The sequence below is a fragment of the Brevibacillus sp. TJ4 genome (genome assembly GCF_044627595.2).
Lineage (GTDB): Bacteria > Bacillota > Bacilli > Brevibacillales > Brevibacillaceae > Brevibacillus.
The window spans coordinates 189562-210612 of record NZ_CP185865.1 but is presented as its reverse complement, the minus strand read 5'-3'; the positions used below and the strand labels follow the sequence as shown (position 1 = coordinate 210612).

At 53.7% G+C, this 21051-nt stretch carries 15 protein-coding genes, 1 pseudogene and 1 riboswitch; of the genes and pseudogenes, 1 reads left to right on the top strand and 15 read right to left on the bottom strand.

From position 1 onward, the window contains the following. Positions 1–49 precede the first annotated feature (49 nt). The 9 genes from ACAF76_RS00940 to ACAF76_RS00900 all read right to left on the bottom strand — a co-directional run bounded on the left by ACAF76_RS00940 (position 50) and on the right by ACAF76_RS00900 (position 12179). Positions 50–310: an HPr family phosphocarrier protein gene (locus ACAF76_RS00940; protein ID WP_400162170.1), complete on the bottom strand. Its 261-nt coding sequence runs from the start codon at positions 308–310 to the stop codon at positions 50–52. Positions 311–331: 21 nt separating this feature from the next. After that, the gene (gene ptsP / locus ACAF76_RS00935) at positions 332–2059 is read right to left on the bottom strand and encodes a phosphoenolpyruvate--protein phosphotransferase (RefSeq protein WP_400162169.1); all 1728 of its coding nucleotides are present in this window, start codon (positions 2057–2059) and stop codon (positions 332–334) included. Between the two features lie 2 nt (positions 2060–2061). Next, positions 2062–3243 (bottom strand): mannitol-1-phosphate 5-dehydrogenase, encoded by a 1182-nt coding sequence (locus ACAF76_RS00930; RefSeq protein WP_400162168.1) that lies wholly within the window; start codon positions 3241–3243, stop codon positions 2062–2064. After that, complete coding sequence (locus ACAF76_RS00925; protein WP_400162167.1) at positions 3243–3686, bottom strand: PTS sugar transporter subunit IIA; 444 nt, start codon at positions 3684–3686, stop codon at positions 3243–3245. The genes ACAF76_RS00930 and ACAF76_RS00925 overlap by 1 nt, the downstream gene beginning before the upstream one ends. Then, positions 3683–5794, bottom strand: a complete 2112-nt coding sequence (locus ACAF76_RS00920; RefSeq protein ID WP_400162166.1) for a BglG family transcription antiterminator — start codon at positions 5792–5794, stop codon at positions 3683–3685. Before ACAF76_RS00920 ends, ACAF76_RS00925 begins: the two co-directional genes overlap by 4 nt. Before the next feature lie 48 nt (positions 5795–5842). Beyond that, positions 5843–7276 carry a PTS mannitol transporter subunit IICB gene (locus ACAF76_RS00915; protein ID WP_400162165.1) on the bottom strand — a complete coding sequence of 478 codons (1434 nt, stop codon included), beginning with the start codon at positions 7274–7276 and terminating at the stop codon, positions 5843–5845. Positions 7277–7492: 216 nt separating this feature from the next. Next, positions 7493–8995, bottom strand: coding sequence for a DEAD/DEAH box helicase (locus ACAF76_RS00910; protein ID WP_400162164.1), 1503 nt, complete (start codon positions 8993–8995; stop codon positions 7493–7495). Positions 8996–9244: 249 nt separating this feature from the next. After that, on the bottom strand, positions 9245–10096 hold the full coding sequence (locus tag ACAF76_RS00905) for a transporter substrate-binding domain-containing protein (protein WP_400162163.1): 852 nt from the start codon (positions 10094–10096) through the stop codon (positions 9245–9247). Positions 10097–10205: 109 nt separating this feature from the next. Continuing rightward, positions 10206–12179, bottom strand: coding sequence for a methyl-accepting chemotaxis protein (locus ACAF76_RS00900; RefSeq protein WP_400162162.1), 1974 nt, complete (start codon positions 12177–12179; stop codon positions 10206–10208). Positions 12180–12259: 80 nt separating this feature from the next. Beyond that, a riboswitch (cyclic di-GMP riboswitch) is annotated at positions 12260–12357 on the bottom strand. A gap of 323 nt (positions 12358–12680) precedes the next feature. Here ACAF76_RS00900 and ACAF76_RS00895 point away from each other — a divergent pair. Further along, positions 12681–14153, top strand: coding sequence for an IS1182 family transposase (locus ACAF76_RS00895; RefSeq protein WP_421617400.1), 1473 nt, complete (start codon positions 12681–12683; stop codon positions 14151–14153). A gap of 40 nt (positions 14154–14193) precedes the next feature. Here ACAF76_RS00895 and ACAF76_RS00890 read toward each other — a convergent pair. From ACAF76_RS00890 to ACAF76_RS00865, 6 genes and pseudogenes are all read right to left on the bottom strand, one after another. Further along, a pseudogene (locus ACAF76_RS00890) lies at positions 14194–15837 on the bottom strand (formate--tetrahydrofolate ligase); the annotation flags it as partial. A gap of 109 nt (positions 15838–15946) precedes the next feature. After that, complete coding sequence (locus ACAF76_RS00885) at positions 15947–16576, bottom strand: flavin reductase family protein (protein ID WP_421617399.1); 630 nt, start codon at positions 16574–16576, stop codon at positions 15947–15949. Positions 16577–16750: 174 nt separating this feature from the next. Next, entirely contained in the window at positions 16751–18112 is a 1362-nt protein-coding gene (locus ACAF76_RS00880) for an FAD-binding oxidoreductase (RefSeq protein ID WP_421617398.1), read from the bottom strand. A gap of 17 nt (positions 18113–18129) precedes the next feature. Beyond that, a complete protein-coding gene (locus tag ACAF76_RS00875) occupies positions 18130–19404 on the bottom strand; it encodes a TRAP transporter large permease (RefSeq protein WP_421617397.1) in 1275 nt (424 codons plus the stop codon). A 7-nt stretch (positions 19405–19411) separates the two neighbouring features. Continuing rightward, positions 19412–19879 (bottom strand): TRAP transporter small permease, encoded by a 468-nt coding sequence (locus ACAF76_RS00870; RefSeq protein WP_421617396.1) that lies wholly within the window; start codon positions 19877–19879, stop codon positions 19412–19414. Positions 19880–19947: 68 nt separating this feature from the next. Beyond that, positions 19948–20997: a TRAP transporter substrate-binding protein gene (locus tag ACAF76_RS00865; RefSeq protein ID WP_421617395.1), complete on the bottom strand. Its 1050-nt coding sequence runs from the start codon at positions 20995–20997 to the stop codon at positions 19948–19950. Between the last annotated feature and the right edge of the window lie 54 nt (positions 20998–21051).

Genomic DNA, 21051 nt, shown 5'->3' with positions numbered 1-21051 from the left:
GTCTGTCGTTCCAGACCTCGAAGGAGCCTTTCTCGCTTGCCAAGCCGTTTTACATTTCTGCCTGCAGCAGCAGCTTTTCCAGTTCGACGATTGCCTCTTCCTCGTCTACTCCATCTGCAATCAGCGTCACGACTTCTCCTTTGCCGATTGCCGCTGCCATGACACCCATGATGCTTTTGCCGTTGACAGTCTTCTCTTTTTTCACGAGCTGAATATCGCTCGCAAACGAAGAAGCCTTCTTCACAAAGGTAGCTGCAGGTCTGGCATGCAAACCGTGTTCCAGTTGAACGATAATTTTTTTCTCCAGCATGTGTATGTTCCTCCCAGAAGCTCAGGTTTGTAAATAGATTCGCCGTATATATTCCTCCACCTGCTGCGAGGTACGCATGGAAAGCAGCGTCTCGATCCGGCTCGCCGCCTCTTCCCTGCTCAGGCCGAGCAACTGCCGTCTGGCAGGCAGCAAGCTGCCCGCGCTCATGCTGAATTCGTCCAGGCCCATGCCCAGAAGAATTGGGATTGCGACCGGGTCGCCGGCCATCTCTCCGCACATCCCCACCCACTTGCCTTTGGCGTGGGCCGCCTGAATCACCGTATAAATCAGGCGCAAAACAGCCGGATGGTACGGCTGGTAGAGATGGGCCACCCGCTCGTTCATCCGGTCGGCAGCCATCGTGTACTGAATCAGGTCATTGGTTCCGATGCTGAAAAAGTCGACCTCATCGGCAAGCATATCCGCCATTAGCGCCGCCGCCGGAATCTCGACCATGATGCCGATTTCCACATCGTCGGAGACGGGGATGCCGCGCTTGCGCAATGCTGCTTTTTCCTCGGCGAGCATGCCCTTTGCCTGCTGCAGTTCTTCAAAGGCGGCGATCATCGGAAAGAGAATTTTCAGTTTGCCGTACACACTTGCCCGCAGCAGGGCGCGAAGCTGCGTCCGAAACAGCTCCTGTTCGTCCAGGCACAGACGGATGGCCCGATGACCCAGGAACGGGTTGGCCTCCTGCGGCAGAGAGAGGTAGTCGAGATGCTTGTCTCCGCCGATGTCCAGCGTTCGGATTACGACCGGTTTGTCCTCCATCTGTTCGAGGACTAGCTTGTAGGACTGGAGTTGCTCCTCTTCAGTGGGGAAATCCTCTCTTCCCATGTACAGAAATTCGGTACGGAACAGTCCTACTCCTTCTGCGCCGTTGGCTATCGCTGCAGCCAGATCGCCCGGGTTGCCGATATTGACCCCCAGCTCGACGCGATGCCCGTCCCTGCTTACGCTGGGCTGCCGCACCAGACCCTCCAACTCGGCTTTGAGAGTCGTCTGCTCTGCCAGCTTTCTTCGATAAAAAGCAAGCTCCTCTTCGTCCGGATCGCAGATGACCACGCCTTCGTCTCCATCGAGAATCAGGATCGTCCCCGATCCGATCAGGCTCGTCGCCTGCTTGGTGCCGACCACAGCCGGGATTCCCAGCGTCCGGGCCATAATCGCAGAGTGCGAGGTCGGTCCGCCCGTATCCGTAACAAAGCCTTTTACATATCGGCGGTCTAACTGCGCAGTATCTGACGGGCTCAGATCCCAGGCGACCAAAACCACATCCTCGCGCAGTTCTGTCAAAGCGTCCAGCGGCCTGCCCAGCAAATGGGCCAGGACGCGGTTCGTTACGTCACGGATGTCCGCAGCCCGCTCTTTCATGTACGCATTATCCATCTGCTCAAACTGCCGGATGAGTTCCTGCGCCACTTCGTGCAGCGCGCGTTCTGCAAGCAGCCGCTCCCCCTCAATTTTCTGCTGCACCATGCCTGCCATTTCCGGGTCTTCCAGGAACAGCAGATGCGCCCGGAATATGTCCGCCTGCTCTTCCCCCATCTCTTCGGCCACGCGGGCACAGATGGCAACCAGGTCTGCCTTCGCTTTTTCGATCGACTCCGCGAGCCGTGCCAGCTCACTTGCGGCATCCGCACAATGGCCATCCGGGATGTACTGCTCCAGCCCGGAGCTGCCGAGCAAGACAGCCCGGGCGATGGCGATTCCACCCGAAGCCTTCACACCGTTTATTTTCCGGGACATGCTCAGACACCTGCCTTTCCATCTGTAGATTGTGCTGTCTTTTGCAGCTCCTTGACGTGACGCAGGACGATGCCCTCCAATACGTGCCCCGGAGGAATTTGCGTGTAGCTGTGCAATACCTCTCGTAGCCCCAGTTCCCGGATTTCCGACTGCAAGCGCACCGAGGCCGTATCTTCTGCACAATCAAACAAGAGAGCGGCTGCGATCGCCATCCCCAAATACTCCGGCACAATGCCACGTTCTACGCACTCCATTGCCGGAGCCACCAACCGATTGTCCGGCGCCAGCTTGGAGATCGGATCGCGTCCCACCCTCGTCACCTTGTCGTCCAAAAGCGGATTGGCGAACCGCTCCAAGATCTTCTCCGTATAGTGCGCGTGTGTCGCGGGATCAAACCCGTGCTTGGCGGACAAGAGCTGGCCGGTTTCCCTCAGCACGCCTTTGGCTGCCTGCCTGACTACCGTATCCTCCATCGCCTGGTCGATCGTGGCGTATCCCCGCAGGTGGCCGAGATAAGCCAGCATCGCATGACCCGTATTGACCGTATACAGCTTTCTTTCCACGTACGGACGAATCTGCTCCACATAGGTCACCCCGGCAATATCGGGAAGTTCGCCCTTGATCGACGGCTGCTCCACGACCCACTCAAAGAATGGCTCCACTGTTACACGCAGTTTGTCCTCGTGCTGCTGCACCGGGACGATCCGGTCTACCGCCGCATCCGGGAAGCCAATCCGTTCCGCCGCTTCGATCTGCTCGGCTTCCCCGAGGTAGCGCCACACCTGCTCCCGCAAAAACGTGCTGCTGCCGATTTTGTTTTCACAGGCAATCACATTGAGCGGTCTGTCGGTCGTGGCCAATCTCCGGGAAATCCCGTGGGCGATCGTCTCGGCGAGATGCGGCAGGATGTGGACGCCTACCGCAGTCGTCACCAGGCCAGCGCCGGCAATCACCTCTGCAACCGTGTTCACATCCCTCGCATCGAGGGCGCGCACCCTCTCCACAGGCAAAAGCGGAGCTTCCGCTGTAGCCAGTTGCACATCGTACGCCTGTCGCCGATTCAACTCGTCGACGACCTCCCGATTGACATCGACGAATACGACATCGTAGCCGGCCTGGTACAAAAGCTGACCGATAAAGCCCCGTCCGATATTGCCTGCCCCAAAATGTACAGCACGGCGCATTACAGTCCTCCCCCAAACAACGCGATGATCTCCTCGGCAGTCTGGGCAGATGCTGCCTTGCGCACATTGTCCTCGTCTGAACATACGATGGCGATATGCGACAGGACATCGAGATGCTCTGAACCGACAGCGGCAATGCCGAGCAGCACATACACCGTGTTCCCCTCGCCAAAATCGAGGCCGCCTGGCACTTGCACGACTGAAATGCCCGTCGATTTAATTTCCCCTTTGGAATCGAGGGTACCGTGCGGGATGGCGACCCCGCTGCCGATGTACGTCGTGGCGAGCCGCTCCCGCCCCTCCATTTTCTCTACGTACGCAGGCGTGACATGCCCCGCCTTTACCAACAAATCGCCGGCCATGCGAATCGCTTCCCATTTGTCACGCGGCTTGGCATTCAGTATGATTTTGTCCTTCCCCAGCAAGTTGTCTGTCCTGTTCATCTCTTTCTCTCCCATCCAATTTTGTTCAGGCAGAAGCGCTGCAATTGCTCCCCCAAATACTCGCGAAGCTGCTCCTCCTGCCCGTCTGCCACGATGCTTTGCATCTCTTCCTCGATCAGCATGGAGCTGATCTCGCTGACCACTTCCAACTGCTCCTGGCCCATCTGTTCCGGTCCAATCAAGAGCAGCAGCTGGCGGACGAGCATCCCCTGCTCATCCATCGAACGCATGCGCAACGGCTGTCGCAGCATGTGCACAGTAAACGAAGGCTGGTTCACTTCGGCAAACTTGCCGTGAAACAAGGCCATCTCTGTACCCGGAATCCCCAGCCCGCCCAGCCGCTCGCGCCGGAGCAACTTCGCAGCGACAGCCTTCCCGTCCAAAACGACTCCCTGTGCCGCCAGTTCCCCACCGATCTCGTGCAAGAGCCGCTCCACGCTTTCTCCGTCATTGTCCCAGCGGTATACGCGCAGACCATCGAGCAGGTCCAGAGCACAACCGCTGTACAGATGCATCTTTTGCAACTGCTGCAACGGCTGTCCGTCGACGAGCAGCATCCGTTTTCCGGCACTTGCGAATGGCTCCCCGCGAGTCTGCCGCACATGCGCCTTGATTTTTTGCACGTCCTCCGGCGGCAACAGCGGACTGACCATCACGTATTCCCACTCCGGAACAGGCAGCGGAATAGTCGAAATCATCAGGTCGTACTCCTGCTTGGGGATCTTTCCGACATCGAACAAGGACAGGTTTTGCAAATGGACGATTTCCGGGATTTCCTTCTGGATACGTGTCGCCAAAATGCGCGAAGACCCGATCCCGCTGGAGCAGACGATCAGTGCCCGATACCGTTGCTGTTCCGTCATCGAGCGCTCCACCGCAGCTCCAAGATGCATAACCAGATAGCCCACTTCTTCGTCCGGGACGTGAATATCGGGAAAAAACCGGACTGCAGCCTCACGTGTGACGGCAAACAGTTCCGGGTAATTGTGCTTGATCTGGGCAAGCAGCGGATTGCGAATCTCCAGATTGGATTTAAGCCGATAGAGCGCAGGCTCCAAATGGGTCAGCAGGCCGTGAAAAAGAGCGCTGTCCTCCGCAAGCGAAATCCCCAGCCGCTCTTCGCAGAAACGGATCATGCCCTGTGTGGCATTCATCAGCTCCGCACTCGCCGCCCAAAACGCTTCATGCTGCGACTGGCGGAGTTTGGCTCCACGCAAATGCATGCTGATGTAGCCCGCCTCCGCCTCCGGCATTTTGATCGAGAGCTTTTCTTCGATACGCTCCATAATTTTTTTTGCAGTCTGGTACTCCACCGTCTGCGCCAGTTCCGTCAAGGCACGTTCTTCGATGTGGATATTTTCCCCTTTCTCCACGCGTTCCACGGTCATCGCCAAATGTGTGACCAACCCGATGTACGCACTGTCAGCCAGCGGATTCGGCAGCTCCTTTTCGAGCGAATGAAGCACTTGCTCGACCTTGATCAGCTTTTCACGGTTGACCAATTGCAGAAGACGCTCTGTCAAGGAATTCGCACTGTCCGGCAGCTTGTTGGTCTGGATCGTCTCCTTGATGATCTCCACCATTTGATGGTCGTTTAAGTGATCGGCGATCAAGCCGCTAATTACCCTGCGCTTGGATGACTCGGAGCCGATCAGCTCCACCCCGTAGCCTCTTTTGCGCAACAGGGTGATGCCCAACGGACGCAGCCGCTTGTCCAGTTCATCGAGATCGTAGCTAACTGTCGCTTTCGTTACCTTCAACTCAATCGCCAGGGCGATCAGCTTGACCGGTTCGGACGCTTCCAAAAGCGTGCACAAGATGATTGCCTGGCGTTCCTTCGGGGTGAATTCCGTCGTCGTCTGCTGGCGAAGCGCCGCCTGGAGCTGCTTTTTTTGTTCGGTCGTCCCCCGCAGCTCCACGCCAGCGCCTGCCTTTCGCACCAGCTTCAGCCCGTGCCTGTGAATCAGCGCTTCCAGACTGTCCATTTCCCGGTGAATCGTCCGCGCACTGACATGGATGTGCGCGGCAATTTCCCCTACGGTCAAGCCACTCGGTTCGTCAAGCAGCAGTTCCAGGATTGCCCTTTTTCGCGTAGATACGAGAACCATTCCACCCCTCCTTGACCGAAAAAGCGAAGAAGGCAAGCACCAGTAGCGTTATCGTTTTTCGGTGATTGTTTGCACCAGCTTGTCGTACTCCGGACTGCTCAGGAAATTGTCGATCGAGATATGCCAGGCAGACGGCAATTTCTCCTGCGCACGCAAGGTAAGTGTTTTTTGCGTAATCACGATGTCTGCATCAGCGGGAATATCATTGATCGCGGCATTGACCACGACGATTTCCTCCAGGCCGGCTTCCTTGAATTTTTTCCGCAGTGCAGCTGCTCCCATCGCGCTGGAGCCCATGCCTGCATCGCATGCAAATACTACTTTGTTCACGTTTTCCACTGCGGAAGCTGTCAATGCTTCCCCTTTCGCAGCTGTCGGCTGATTTCCTTTCAATTCCTTCATTTTTTCTGCTGCCTGCTCCAACTCTCCTTCATCTTCTGCCCGGCTCGTTTTCAGCAGCGCCGCTGCAATCAGGAACGAAACGATCGTCGCTCCGGCCACACCAGCCAGCACTGGCAGCAAGCCGCCGCGCGGAGCCATCGCGCTAAGGGCGAAGATGCTTCCCGGCGAAGGCGGCGCGACAAGTCCGGCGCCAAGCAAGGTAAAGAGGAATACGCCAGCCATACCGCCCCCGATGACAGCGAGGATGAGACGCGGCTTCATCAGGATGTACGGGAAGTAAATCTCATGGATTCCGCCGAAGAAGTGAATGACCACCGCGCCGGGAGCCGATTGCTTGGCATTGCCCGAACCCAGCAGCCAATACGCCAGCAGAATACCCAGACCAGGACCGGGATTTGTCTCCAGCAGGAAAAAGATTGACTGTCCCGCCTTCGCTGCCTGATCCAGCCCGATCGGACCGAAAATGCCGTGGTTGATGGCGTTGTTCAAGAAAAGGATTTTCGCCGGTTCCACGATGATGTTGGCCAGCGGCAGCAAGCCCGCATTGACGATCGCCTGCACACCTGCGGCCAGCGCCTGGTTCAACCCTTGCACCACTGGTCCGATTGCACTGAACGCTACCAGTGTCAGCAGGCCGCCCACGATCCCTGCCGTGAAGTTGTTAATCAGCATTTCAAATCCGGGGCGAATTTTTCCTTCCAGCGATTGGTCTACTTTCTTCATCACCCATCCGCCGATTGGCCCCATAATCATGGCCCCGAGAAACATCGGGATGTCGGTCCCGACCACGACCCCCATCGTCGCAATCGCCCCGACGACACCTCCGCGGACATCGTGGATCATCTTGCCACCTGTGTATCCGATTAATAGCGGCAACAGATACGTAATCATCGGCCCGACCAATTTGGCCAGGTTTTCGTTGGGCAGCCAGCCCGTAGGAATAAATAATGCGGTAATCAGTCCCCACGCGATAAACGCCCCGATATTGGGCATCACCATCGCGCTCAAAAACCGTCCGAAGTTCTGTATCCGGACTCGTACATTGCCTGTCGGCTTGTTGCTTCCAACTGCGCTTTCCATCGCCAAACCTCCTTTTTCGCACGCCTGTGTGCAGAACATTTAGAATCATGCTGTTACACCAAAATATAAAGCGTTTTCATATTGGCCTCAACAAAATGAAATCTCGGCTTTGTCGCCAGCATTGTTGCCAAAACTGAATTGAACCAGCAGCATGAGGAGGAGGCAGACGCAAAACAGGCCCCTGAACGATCTCAGGGGCCTGGCTTCTTTTTCAATTTAGCGCTGACGATCGCCGCCACGTGGACGGGAATCGCCGCTGCGCGGACGGTAGTCGCCGGAACGTGGACGGAACTCGCCACTGCGCTGACGGGAATCTCCCGTGCGCGGACGTGGTGGCCGCTTGGCTCCGTAACCGCCCGGGCCGCCTTTCCCTTTTGGCGTTACTCGCTTCTTCCCGACGCGTACAGGCGCTTCTTCCGTGAGGCGGACAGGTGTCATATCCGGCTCTTTGGTCAGCAGCTTGAGCGCAGCGGAAATCAGGGTGACCGAGTCTACCTCTTCCAGCAGTTGTTCCGCCAGTGTTTTATACGCACCCAGATTGTCGCTGCCGCTCGCTTCCATCAGCTTCTCGACCGCGATGCGCTGCTGTCCTTCCATCGCTTCCGACATGCTCGGCACTGCACGGCGTTCCATTTTGCGGTTCGTCGCCCGCTCAATCAGACGCAAATGGTCGATTTCCCGAGGTGTCACAAAGGTTACGGCCAGACCTGTTTTTCCGGCACGGCCCGTTCTTCCGATACGGTGGACGTAGCTCTCCGAATCCTGCGGAATGTCGAAGTTGAAAACATGGGTCACGCCACTGATATCGAGCCCCCTCGCCGCCACGTCCGTTGCGACCAGCACCTCGATCGTACCTTCCTTAAACTTGCGCAGCACGCTGTCCCGCTTGGCCTGGTTCAAGTCGCCATGGATGCCTTCCGCTCCGTACCCGCGTTTGGTCAAGGCTTCCGCCAATTCATCGACACGGCGCTTCGTTCTCCCGAAAACGATGGCGAGCTCAGGAGAATGGATGTCCAGCAGGCGGCAGAGTACATCAAACTTCTGCTTTTCCACGACTTCCATGTACTGCTGCTCGATGTTGGGTACCGTCACTTCTTTTGCCTTGACGGAAATCAGTTCCGGGTTATGCATGAACTGCTGGGCAATTTCCTGGATCGCCCGCGGCATCGTCGCCGAAAACAGCAGTGTCTGACGCTGCTCCGGTACTTCGCGCAAGATTTCCCGGATGTCGTCGATAAAGCCCATGTTCAGCATTTCGTCAGCTTCATCCAGTACGACCATCTCGATCGCATCGAGGCGAATCGTCCTTCTGCGCATATGGTCCATAAAACGGCCCGGTGTCGCCACGATAATTTGCGGCCGCTTTTTCAACGCCTTGATCTGGCGAGTAATGTCCTGCCCGCCGTAGATCGGCAATGCGCTGATTTTTTTGTACTGGGCGATTTTGTTGATCTCCTCGGCGACCTGTACTGCCAACTCGCGCGTCGGCGTCAGGACGATCGCCTGGATTTGCGGGTCCTCTTCGTCTACTCTCTCCACGAGCGGAATCCCGAACGCTGCGGTCTTCCCTGTCCCCGTCTGCGCCTGACCGATCAAGTCCTTTCCTTGCAGAGCCACCGGAACGGTCTGCACCTGTATCGCCGTCGCCTCTTCAAACCCCATGTTTCCCAAAGCCCGGGTAACGGAGTGATGTAATCCAAATTCATAAAAAGTTGTCAATGCCCTTCAGTCTCCTTTTGTTCAATCCTTCGTCTATTAAAATTCTCACTAAAAAAGGGCATTATTCCCGACGATCCGGAATATGCCCTTCTACTCCCGTTTGTCATACACAGCATCCTGCAAAGAACATAGCCCTAATCGTACCATGCCGGGACGAAAAAAGCAACTTGACCTGACAATCATTTCCACTCCATGCACAAAAAACAGGCGAGAGAAATGCACTCTCGCCTGCCCAGTCCATACGTTTTCTTATTTTACCCACTTTTCGTACAGCTCATCGAATTTTCCTTGAAGTTCCATCTCATCCATCCACAGCTCCAGGTAGCTGGAGAAGATGAAATCTCCGCGATGAATCATGTACCCTTTTTCGCTTTTCGTGAACGGATCGTCCACGCGTTGTGCGAAAAGGCGGTCATCGGCATTTGCGTATACGATCGCTTCAATCGTGTCGGTAATCATCACGTCGTATGTACCGTCAGCAACCAGACCAGGGATGTCCAGGTTATTTTCCACGACTGTTACATTTGCTTCTGTCAGATACGTATCTACGAAAACCTGGTTCGTTCCACCCGGGTTTACACCGATGCGTACTTCAGGCTTGTTGATATCTTCAACCGAGTAGAACTTGTCTTTGTCTTCTGCGCGGATCAATGGCACTTTGCCAAACAGCAGGTAGCCGTCGCTCACGTACGCTTTTTGTTGACGATCCGTATTGCGCGTCACGCCGCCTACCGCGATGTCAAATTTGTCAGCGAGCAGATCGGACATCAGGGTTGGCCAGGATGTTTGCACGAAACGCGCCTCCACACCCAGGCTTTCCGCGAATGCCTTCATAGCGTCAATATCGTAACCCTCGAACTCGTTTGTCTCTGGGTTCAAATATGTGAACGGTTTGTAGTCACCAGGCGTTCCCACCAGGATATAACCGCGTGCCTTGATTTCATCGAGACGCGATTCAAACTTTTTGTTGGCTTTCGCTGTGTCTACGGCAGCGTATTGTTGCTGCGGCGCTACTGTGGCAGCACTTGCTCCCACTGCACCTGTAATCAGCATAGTTGCGGCGAACGTGCTCGCCAAGATGGATGTTGTAATCTTTTTCATGGATGTCTCCTCCTGATCCAGTACAGAAATATGGTAATGACTTGGGGAATAAATGATTGCGTGATGCTCTTGGATGCATCCCCCCTTTCAATTCTGCCAATCCTTGTTTTTACAGCTTGAATTTGCCAACACGCTGCTGCAGCTCTTCTACAACTCCGTTCAACTGATCGACAGAACCGACGATTTCCTGGATCGTCGCGAGCTGTTCCGCGGTTGCTTCCACGACTTTGTCAGCATCCGCCGAGGAGTGCTTGGCGATTCCATGCATTTCCTCCACAGCCGCTGTTACCTGCTGAGTGCCCGCGGAAATTTGCTCAGATGCGGCAGAGACTTCCAGGATGTGCGACGCTACATTGCGCGAGGATTCGAGAATCCGCTCAAAAATGCCGCGAACCTCCTGGATGATCTGAATGCCTTCTTGCGTGTTCTCTTTTCCGACTGCCATGACTTCTACGGCATGTGTCGTATCATTCTGGATTTCCTCGATCAGTTGGGCGATTTTGATGGTTGCCGCCTCCGACTGATGGGCGAGGTTTTTCACTTCTCCCGCTACGACGGCAAAACCGCGTCCGTGCTCGCCCGCTCTCGCCGCTTCGATCGAGGCGTTGAGCGCGAGCAGGTTGATCTGCCCGGTCAACTGGCTGATCGTATCCAAAATGCCCCCGATTTCCTGGGAACGTCCGCTCAGTCGTTCGATGACAGTCGAAGCGTTGTTTGTAGCCTCGCCGATGTTGTTCATTTGAAGCACTGCCTGTTCCACGGCAGTCGCCCCTTGCTCTGCCTGTTCGGTAGACTCGCGGGCTGCCTCGGAAACCTGGGAAGAAGTTTCCGCGATTTTGGTGATTCCACTCGCCATGTCGTTCATGGAAATCGCCACATCCTGCGAACTTACTGCCTGAGCCTGCGCTCCTTTGGCAATCTGAGCGATCGCGGAACCGATTTGCTCGACTGTGCTCGTCGTGTGATTGATTCCGGTGGAGACCTCTTTTGTATAACGGAGCACGTGATCCGAAGAGTGCGATACCCCTTCGATCAGATCCTTCAAATGAGAGACTGTCTTGTTAAAGTCGCGAGAGAGAACGGCAATTTCGTCTTTTCCTTCGACGGACACCGCCTCTGTCAAATTCCCCTGCGCGACCACGTTTACAGCCTTGTTCAGACGCTGGATCGGCCTGACGACGCCTCTTGCTGTCAGGTAGGAGAGAACCAGACCTACCAGCAACACCACTGCCGAGATGAGCAGCAGAGTGAAGAACAACTGATTCACTGCTTTATGCAATTCATTCTCCGGAGCGGTGACAAATACACCCCATCCCAGGCTCGTAGGGGCATAGGAGGCAAACTGGTCAGCGGACCCGTCCGTGTAGTTGATCAATCCTTTGCCGCCCTCCTGAATACTTGCATATGCGCTCTTCAATTCCTCGACCGAAGATTCCAGAATCGTTCCTTGCAGAATCAATTCTTCATCAGGATGCCAGATGTAGGTTCCCGCCTTGCTGACCAGAAAGGCGTAGCCCGTTTCGCCGAACGCTTCCTCGGAGACCTCTTTCTGGATCTCATTGATCGGAATGGTCGACCCCACATAACCGTATTGGCGGTTGTCTTTCATCAGCGGATAAATAATCGTCACGATGTTGTTGCCAGTTCGCTGCGAGGTCACCGGTTCCGAGACGATAATTTTCCCTTCCCCTTTAGACGCTTCCTTGAAGTGAACGCGGTCAGACGGGTTGGTCTCCTCCCCCCGAAAGTTGATGACCTTCGTACCGCTCAGGTCATACGAGAAAAAGAAAGTTTCAAACTCCGGGTTCTTTGTCTGGGCAGTTTGAATCAGCTTCAGGTCCTGATCAAACTGATTGTCCTCGGAGATCATTTCGCTAACGGTTTCCACGATGGCGATTTTTTCCTTGAAGAAGCTGTCAATTCTCGTGGACAGGCTTTCCGCCGCCATCTCTGCCTCCTTGTTCAGACTGGCAGACAAGAAACTGGATGAACTCATGTAGCTTGCACCACATACGACAGCCAAGCTGACTGCCAACAACAGACTCATCAGAAGCATCAACTTTTTTCGTAAACTAAGATACATAAGTGCTGAGTCCCTCCTGCATGTAATGTGTGAAAACAAAAAAGAAGACGCCAAACGGCAGCCTTCTTCCCTCGCCTCGGTTTGGCAACCCGGCTGTCATAGCATGTGACAATCGTCACATATCCGTAGACCCGTGGCTTTGCGTCCCTGTCTTTCAACAGGTTTGCCTTTATCTCCATTTTTGTCCAGATTGATATTATGTTCAATATAACATAAAAGTTGGTAAGTTTGATTAATAAATAATAAAATTTTCCCGATTTTTGTTTACCATTTGTAAAAAAAGACCACCGATGTTAATAGGTGGCCAATCTGTCAGGAAAGTGGCTTGTCCCGGGGAAAGCAGGTTTTTCCCGCCGAAATGGGCTCCATCATACAAAAAACCCCGTTAATAAAAACGGGCCAGCCTGTAGACAAAGTTCCGTAAGGAACAGGGTCTGCAGGCTTTTTTGTTGAATATAGAACATGTTACGTTTTCAAAAGTTATTTTTTAGAGGTGGCATTATGCTTAATAAGCAAGAGGCCGAAGGGCGTTATCAGATATCTGCATTCTCGCTAGATGAGTTGGTGCCAGAAGATCATCTCGTAAGAAAAATTGAAAATGCAATCGACTTTTCGTTCATCTATGACTTGGTGGAAAGCCTCTACTGTCATGACAATGGCAGACCCAGTGTTGACCCTGTAGTCTTAGTTAAAATTGCTTTCATCCAATATATTTTTGGAATTCGTTCCATGCGACAAACGATTAAAGAGATCGAAACCAATGTTGCCTATCGGTGGTTTATTGGCTATGATTTCAGTCAGCCCATTCCCCATTTCACGACCCTAGGCAAGAACTATGTTCGCCGTTTTCGGGATACTCAACTCTTCGAGTCGATCTTCCTTCGAATATTGGAGGAGGCGGTTCATCATGGATTCGTGAAGCCTGATGTGCTTTTCATTGATGCTACGCATGTAAAAGCCAGTGCGAATAAGCATAAATACGTGAAAGAAATCGTTGAAGAACAAGCGAAGAAATATCAAGAGCTGCTGGACGAAGAAATCAATCAGGATCGTATTGCACATGGAAAGAAGCCCCTTGAAAAAAAGACAGAAACTTCGAAGAAGGAGGTGAAAGTCAGCACAACTGACCCGGATTGCGGATTGTTTGTAAAAGGGGAAAAGGAACGTGTATTTGCTTATAGTTTTCATACAGCATGTGATCGAAATGGATTTGTGCTTGGTGCCAAGGTAACGCCAGGCAATGTGCATGACAGTCAGGTTTTTGAGGATGTTTTGAATCAAGTGCGAAAGACGTTTGCACAGCCTCAAGCTGTGGCAGTGGACTCGGGATACAAGACGCCTTACATCAGTAAAACACTCCTTGATGACCAGATTCGCCCCGTTATGCCCTACACAAGACCACGCACCAAAGAAGGTTTTTTTAAAAAGCACGAATATGTGTATGATGAATATTTCGACTGCTACATCTGCCCGAACGAGCAAATCTTAACATATGAGACAACAAACAAGGATGGGTACCGTATCTATCGATCAAATTCTCAAGTTTGCCGAAGTTGTCCGTTCTTGAAACAATGCACGGAAAGTAAAGACTACACAAAGAGAGTGAGTCGCCACATCTGGGCTGATTACCTCGAAGAGGTAGACCACCTCCGGCATACCGAGGAAAACAAACAAATCTATAGCAAACGGAAAGAAACGATTGAACGTGTATTCGCTGATATGAAGGAAAAGCATGGCATGCGTTGGACGACCTTACGAGGACTGGAGAAGGTCACGATGCAGGCGATGCTTGTTTTCGCTGCCATGAACTTGAAAAAAATGGCGACCTGGCTATGGAAATCAGGTCGCCAAAAGGTGAACGATCAAAACACCTTCGGTATTTTCATCAAATTATTAAACAAACTCCCTCTGCTGTTCGTTCAGCGAGGGAGTTTGTCTGCAATCTGCCCCGTTAATAAAAACGGGCTTTTTTAACAAGACGAAATCCCTTTTCATGGGTGCATGTTTTCACGCATTACGAAAGACCTAGTACATGACCAGCTTCATCCAGTCGCATCGACTCCGCCGCCGGCTTTTTCGGCAATCCTGGCATGGTCATAATGCTGCCCGTCAGGACGACAAGAAAACCTGCCCCTGCCGAGAGCCGCACCTCATTGACTGTGATGGCAAAATCCGTGGGAGCGCCGAGGACGTCTGCCCGGTCTGTAAACGAGTAAGGCGTCTTGGCCATGCAGACAGGGAGGTGGGACAGCCCCAATTGCTCTACCTTGTGCAGCGTTTTTTGCGCAGCCGGGGAAAAGACGACTTGCGAGCCGCGGTAGATGTCGCGGACGATCGTTTCCACCTTGTCTGTGATCGTCTGCTCTTCATCGTACAGGAAGCGGAATTGGGACGGTGTTTCCGCGGCGAGGACGACCTTTTCCGCCAGCTCGGCTCCTCCTGCTGCTCCTTGCTCCCACACCTTGGACAGCGCCGCCTCTACGCCGATCTCCTCGCAAAGCCGCTGCACCTCGTCGACCTCGCGCTGCGAATCGGTGACAAAATGATTGATCGCAACCACTGCAGGTATGCCAAACTTGCGTATGTTCTCCACATGCCGCTTCACATTTTCAAAGCCTCTGGCGACCGCGGCGATGTCTTCTGCCTGCAAGTCCGCGACCTTCACCCCGCCGTTGAATTTCAACGCCCGCACGGAAATGACGATCACGGCAGCCGATGGCACCAGCCCTGCCTGTCTGCACTTGATGTCGAAAAACTTCTCTGCACCCAGGTCAGCGCCGAAGCCTGCCTCTGTCACGACGTAATCCGCGAGCTTCAAAGCCGTCTTGGTCGCGATTACACTGCTGCAGCCGTGGGCGATATTGGCGAACGGCCCGCCGTGGATCAAGACAGGCGTTCCATCGCTTGTCTGCACCAGGTTTGGCTTGATCGCGTCTTTGAGCAGCACGCACATCGCGTCGACAGCATGGAGCTGCTCCGCCCGCACAGGCTGGTCGTCCATGTCATAACCGATGATGATGCGGTTCAGCCTCGCACGCAGGTCTTCCCTGTTTTCGCTCAAGCATAAAATCGCCATGATCTCCGACGCTGTGGTGATCATAAAGCCGTCTTCGCGGGCCATTCCATTGCTCTCTCCCAGTCCGACCACAATCGAGCGAAGAGCACGGTCATTCATATCCATGGCCCGTTTCCAGACGATCTTTTTCGGGTTCAAACGAAGCGCATTGCCGTGATGGATATGGTTGTCGATCATTGCAGCCAGCAAATTGTGCGCCGAGGTGATCGCATGAATGTCTCCAGTAAAGTGCAGGTTGATTTCGTCTGCGGGAAGAATCTGCGCCTCGCCGCCACCGGTAGCGCCGCCTTTGATGCCCATGCAGGGGCCAAGAGAAGGCTCCCTCAGCGCCGCTACGGTCTTTTTGCCAATCAGGTTGAGGGATTGGGATAGTCCAATCGTGGTCAGCGTTTTGCCGGCTCCCGCAGGATTCGGGTTCATCGCTGTGACCAGAATCAGCTTGCCGTCTGGCCGATCTTTGATTTTCTCCCACAATTCATCGGCCAGCTTTGCTTTGTACTTGCCGTACAATTCCAAATCATCCGTATCTACTCCAAGTTTTCGGGCGATATCAACAATCGGTTTCATGGACGCCTCCTGTCCTGTAGTTCGTTCACTGCCTAAACATTCTTACACCCCACATTATAATCGATTCGCACGACTGGTTATCTTTTCATGCAAAAAAATTTTTTTCAGCCCTCCACAGATGCTGCTACACTTCGCTGCGAAATGTTCGGCCGAGCTGCTCTCCCAGTCCAAAATAATGCCGGAAGTTGTAGAGAATAGGGCTCCATTTGCCCGGGTCGATGTGATGCTCGTCCAGAGTGATGTTTCGATGGGCATGTACTTGCATCACTTTTGTTTCGACGATGGCGAAATTCAGCGTGTGCTCGGGAATCCGCACGTTCTTCACCGTCGCTTCCAACTGCAGCGGACATTCGCCGATTCGCGCGGGCTTACCTGCCATCCCTGGTACAGGAGTAAGGCCTGCGACTGCAAACTTGTCTTTGCGGTAGGAAAACCCGATCTGTTTTTTCTCCTCGGGCACGGGGTTTTTGCCCGTGTACGGAGCCAGTCTTTCGACCCGTTCCCATAAGGATGGGTCCGGCACATTGATGACACATTCGGGATGGCGCTGCAGGTTTTCAAACGCTTTTCCTGCCACGCCTACGCCCAGTACGATACAGTCGCCCAATGCCCAGGAGGAAGAAAGCGGGCTGATATTCGTCGTTTCGTCCTCGTTTACGGTAGTCAGCAAAATGACAGGCGTTCCGTAGTAGAGAATTTTCGGTTTGATCGTCTCGGTCGCCGGTATCTGGCTTGTTTGCAACCCGTTGTTCATGTTTGCATCCCCCTTTTCATCGCATTGTCACCATTATAAAATGCAAACATTTCTACGATGATCGAAGTATAATCGACATTGTTACAGACGTTGACTGACGTCTTCCCACACGCAAAAAAGCAGCCTGTCTCTGACTGGTCTGTCAAAGACACGGCTGCTTCCTCCCTGCGCGACTTACACGAAGATTTTACCTGGATTGAGAATTCCATTCGGGTCGAGCGCCTGCTTGATCGATTTCATCACGTCCAGCGCTTCCCCGTGCTCCATCCGCTGGTACTTGGCCTTTCCTACGCCGACTCCGTGCTCGCCGGTGCAGGTTCCGCCCCGCTTGAGCGCATACTCGACGAGGTGCGCATTCAGCTTTTCCGCACGCGCCATTTCGTCCGGATCGTTCAAATCGATCATCAAAATGACATGGTAGTTGCCGTCGCCGACATGACCGAGGATCGCGCCGTCCAATCCCGAGCGGTCAATGGCTTCGCGCGCATCCACGACTGCTCCCGCCAATTCGGAAAACGGTACGCATACGTCAGTCACCATCATTTTCTTGCCTGGCGATTTGTGCACAAAGGCGTAGGCCAAATTGTGCCGCGCATCCCAAAGCTGTGCCCGCGCCTTGGAGTCGCTCTCGAACAGGAACTGCGTGCATCCGTGCTCATGGGCAATGCCCTCGGCAAACTCAATATCATGCTGGAGGCTTTGTTCGCTGCCCTGGAACTCGATGAACAGGGTAGGGCTTTCCGGGTAATCGGTCTCCTTGAACAAATTGACCTGACGGATCGAACGCTCATCCACCAGTTCAATCCGCGATACAGGAATTCCTGCGGAGAGGATGTCTACGACCGAGTCCACCGCATCCTTGACAGTCGGGAAGCTCGCCCGCGCAGCCGTCGTCGCCTCCGGAATGCCGTACACGCGCAAAGTCAGCTCGGTAAAAGCGCCCAACGTGCCCTCCGATCCGACGAACAACCCCGTCAGCGAATAGCCGGACGATGACTTTGCCGTCATGCTTCCGGTGCGAATGATGCGTCCGTCCGCCAAAACTACTTCCAGGTCACGGACGTTGTCCCGCATGATGCCATAGCGAACCGAAGTCGTACCGCTCGCGTTGGTAGCTGCCATTCCCCCCAATGTCGCATCCGCGCCGGGATCGACGGAGAAGAACAGACCGTGCTTTTTCAGCTCTTTGTTGAGCTGAGTGCGCGTTACGCCTGGCTGGACTCGTACCAAAAAGTCCTGCGGGCGAACCTCGATAATTTGATTCATCAAGGAAAAGTCCATGCTGATCCCGCCGCTGTAAGGGATGGCATGTCCCTCCAGACTGGTTCCCAGGCCAAATGGCGTAATCGCAATCCGCTTCTCGTTGGCGAGTTTCATAATTTGGCTGACTTCTTCTGCTGTCTGCGGAAAGACGACTACATCCGGCAAATGCGGTGTATGGTACGACTCGTCATGGCTGTGATGCTCCAGAGCAGTAGGATTGGTGGTTACCCGATCGCTCCCCACTATGCTTGTCAATTCTTGCAGGTACTCCATGTCTCAACTCTCCTCACTTACTTTCCAAGATTCACGAGGAACATACTGATTTCCGGTACATAGGTGATCAGCATCAAATCCACGATCATAATGATCAGGAACGGTATGACCGCTCTCTCAATAGCTGTATTCGGCAGCTTCGCAATTTTTCCGGCCACCAGCAGGTTGATTCCCACAGGCGGCGTCAGCATCCCGATGGCGGAGTTGACGACCATAATCACGCCGAACAAGACAGGATCAATGCCCAGCGCCAAAATAACCGGCAGCAAAATCGGCGTCAGCAGGATGATGATAACCGACGTTTCCATAAACGTCCCCATGATCAGCAAAAAGATGTTAATAATCAGCATCGTCACAACCACGCTGTCGGTAATGCCCAGCATGAATTGGGCGATTCCCTGCGGGATGTTCTCCCTCGTCATCAGGTAGCCAAACGCGTTTGCTGTCGCAATGATCAGCATAATCGCTGCTGTCAAAGTGGCGGCGCTGGTGAAGATCGATCCCAGGTCCTTCCACTTGATTTCCTTGTAAATGAACAATCCGACGATCAACCCGTAAACGACTGCGACCACAGCCGCTTCCGTAGAGGTAAAGATACCGCCGTAAATACCGCCGAGGATGATAACGGGCATGAGGATGGCCAGGATCGCATCTTTAAACGCCTGCCAAACCTCTGCAACGGTATGCTTCTCGCCGCCGCCCCAGCCATTCTTTTTGCTGATCCAGATGGCGTAGATGGCAAGCGAGATGGCGACGAGAATACCGGGACCGATCCCGGCGATAAACAAATCGTTGATGGAGGTGCTAGCCGCCACACCGTACAAGACCAACGGCACGCTCGGAGGAATCATTACGCCGATCGTTCCGCCCGCAGCATGCAACGAAGCGGAAAAGCGTACGTCGTATCCCTTTTTTACCATGTGCGGGATCAGAATCCCTCCCACAGCAGCAGTTGTCGCTGCGGATGATCCCGAGATGGCCGCAAAAAACGTACATCCGATTACCGCAACGATAGCCAATCCGCCCGGCATTGTCCCGACAACCGTATTGGCGAACTTGATCAGTCTGGCCGAAATCCCCCCGGTTTCCATCAGTTTTCCTGCCAGCAGGAAGAAAGGGATCGCCATGAGCGGGAAGGAATCCGTACCACTAAACATTTTCTGGATGATGACGAGTAGCGGCATATTTCCTTCCAACACAAATGCAACCACTACTGACAGGCCAAGCGCTACGGCAATCGGTACGTTAATGACAAGCAGAACCAACAGGGTGACAAACAGAATCGTAGCCACTCGCGCTTCACTCCTTCCCCGTGATGTCTTTCCATGTCACATGGAGAACATTCAAGATAAGCAGCACTCCGCTGACCGGGATGACCATGTAGACTACACCCATGGGAAGGAGCAAGCCAGGCGAGGTTTGTGTCATGCTTCTCATCGCCAGCATATACCCCTGTTGAATCATCACGAGAAAAAAGAGTACAGAGAGCAGCGCAGCCACCGACAGGACGATTTTGTTGACGGCAGGCGACAAAAATTTCTGAATATATTCCGTGCCAATATGCGCCTTGACCGACATGGCGTAAGCGGAACCAAGAAACGTCAGCCAGACGAGCAGGTACCGAGCCAGTTCCTCTGTCCAGGCAAGCGGCTGATCCAGAATAAACCGGAACAGTACCTGCAAGAAGACGGCCACGACCATAAGACCCATGATGGCAATAATAACGAGTCTTGTTATGCTGTTAATGATAGAAATGACCTTGCCCACACGGCTTCCCCTTTCTTTCGTGAAAAAGGGAGAAAAGCAGACTGCCTTCTCCCCTCCGCCTCTTCCTCTTATTTGGTATTCATAATCTGATTGAGCAGGTCTTGGTCAATTTGGCCAGCGAATTTCTCGTAGACAGGCTCCATCGCGTCGCGGAAAGCCTGCTTGTCGACATCTTCGGTAATCGTGACGCCGTTTTCTTTCAAAGCGGCGATGGCCTCATCTTCCATTTTGATCATCAGTTCACGTTCCAATTGACCTGCTGCTTTTGCCTCTTCAGCGAGCACAGTCTGCACATCTGCCGGGAGCGTGTCCCATACCGGCTTGCTGAACAAAATCATCGCTGCCGAGTATACGTGACCAGTCAGGGACATTTGAGTCTGCTTGGACTCGTACAGCTTGTACGTGTTGGCGACGATAGCCGGGTTCTCCTGGCCATCTACTACACCCTGCTGCAGCGCTGTCAACGCTTCGGTCCAGGCCATAGGCGTCGGTTTGGCACCGAGTGCTTCAAATGCAGCCAGGTGAATCTGGTTTTCCTGTGTACGCAGCTTCATGCCCGCCAGGTCGGCTGGTGTTTTGACGACCTTGGTTCCGTTCGTTACGTGACGGAAACCGTTTTCTGCCCACGCCAGTCCGATGATGTTCGCACTCTCGATGTCTTTCAGAATGTTTTGTCCAACCTCTCCGTCCAGCACCTTGTAAGCATGCTCGCGGCTCTCAAACAGGAATGGCAGGTCCAATACACCCAATTTCGGATAGAAGTTGGTGACCGGAGCTGTCGACGTGATGACCATATCGACGGTTCCCAGCGTCAACCCTTCTGTCAGTTCACGCTCGGCCCCCAATTGGCTAAGCGGGTATACTTCCAATTTTACATTTCCAGAGGTACGTTCTTCCACCTTTTTTGCCATGTCAAGCATCGACACATGGTAGGGATGATCCTCTGTCAGCGAGTGACCTACTTTAAACACATAGCTTTCCCCTGATCCGCCTGACTGGCCTGTCTCTCCGGAAGGCTGAGCGGCTGGCTGCCCTCCGCCTCCGCCCCCGCATGCAGTCAGCAGCAAGGAAGCGGTCAACAGACTAGACAAAACAAAACTCCACTTTTTTCGCATCATTCTCTTTAACCCCCTAGTTTGTTTGTGTATCTATTTATATTTTTGTGTAACCGA

What these genes read in the sequence shown, in the direction of transcription:
- ACAF76_RS00940 (WP_400162170.1), bottom strand. Translation starts at nt 310, where the DNA reads ATGCTGGAGAAAAAAATTATCGTTCAACTGGAACACGGTTTGCATGCC.
- ptsP (WP_400162169.1), bottom strand. Translation starts at nt 2,059, where the DNA reads ATGTCCCGGAAAATAAACGGTGTGAAGGCTTCGGGTGGAATCGCCATC.
- ACAF76_RS00930 (WP_400162168.1), bottom strand. Translation starts at nt 3,243, where the DNA reads ATGCGCCGTGCTGTACATTTTGGGGCAGGCAATATCGGACGGGGCTTT.
- ACAF76_RS00925 (WP_400162167.1), bottom strand. Translation starts at nt 3,686, where the DNA reads ATGAACAGGACAGACAACTTGCTGGGGAAGGACAAAATCATACTGAAT.
- ACAF76_RS00920 (WP_400162166.1), bottom strand. Translation starts at nt 5,794, where the DNA reads ATGGTTCTCGTATCTACGCGAAAAAGGGCAATCCTGGAACTGCTGCTT.
- ACAF76_RS00915 (WP_400162165.1), bottom strand. Translation starts at nt 7,276, where the DNA reads ATGGAAAGCGCAGTTGGAAGCAACAAGCCGACAGGCAATGTACGAGTC.
- ACAF76_RS00905 (WP_400162163.1), bottom strand. Translation starts at nt 10,096, where the DNA reads ATGAAAAAGATTACAACATCCATCTTGGCGAGCACGTTCGCCGCAACT.
- ACAF76_RS00900 (WP_400162162.1), bottom strand. Translation starts at nt 12,179, where the DNA reads ATGTATCTTAGTTTACGAAAAAAGTTGATGCTTCTGATGAGTCTGTTG.
- ACAF76_RS00895 (WP_421617400.1), top strand. Translation starts at nt 12,681, where the DNA reads ATGCTTAATAAGCAAGAGGCCGAAGGGCGTTATCAGATATCTGCATTC.
- ACAF76_RS00885 (WP_421617399.1), bottom strand. Translation starts at nt 16,576, where the DNA reads ATGAACAACGGGTTGCAAACAAGCCAGATACCGGCGACCGAGACGATC.
- ACAF76_RS00880 (WP_421617398.1), bottom strand. Translation starts at nt 18,112, where the DNA reads ATGGAGTACCTGCAAGAATTGACAAGCATAGTGGGGAGCGATCGGGTA.
- ACAF76_RS00865 (WP_421617395.1), bottom strand. Translation starts at nt 20,997, where the DNA reads ATGATGCGAAAAAAGTGGAGTTTTGTTTTGTCTAGTCTGTTGACCGCT.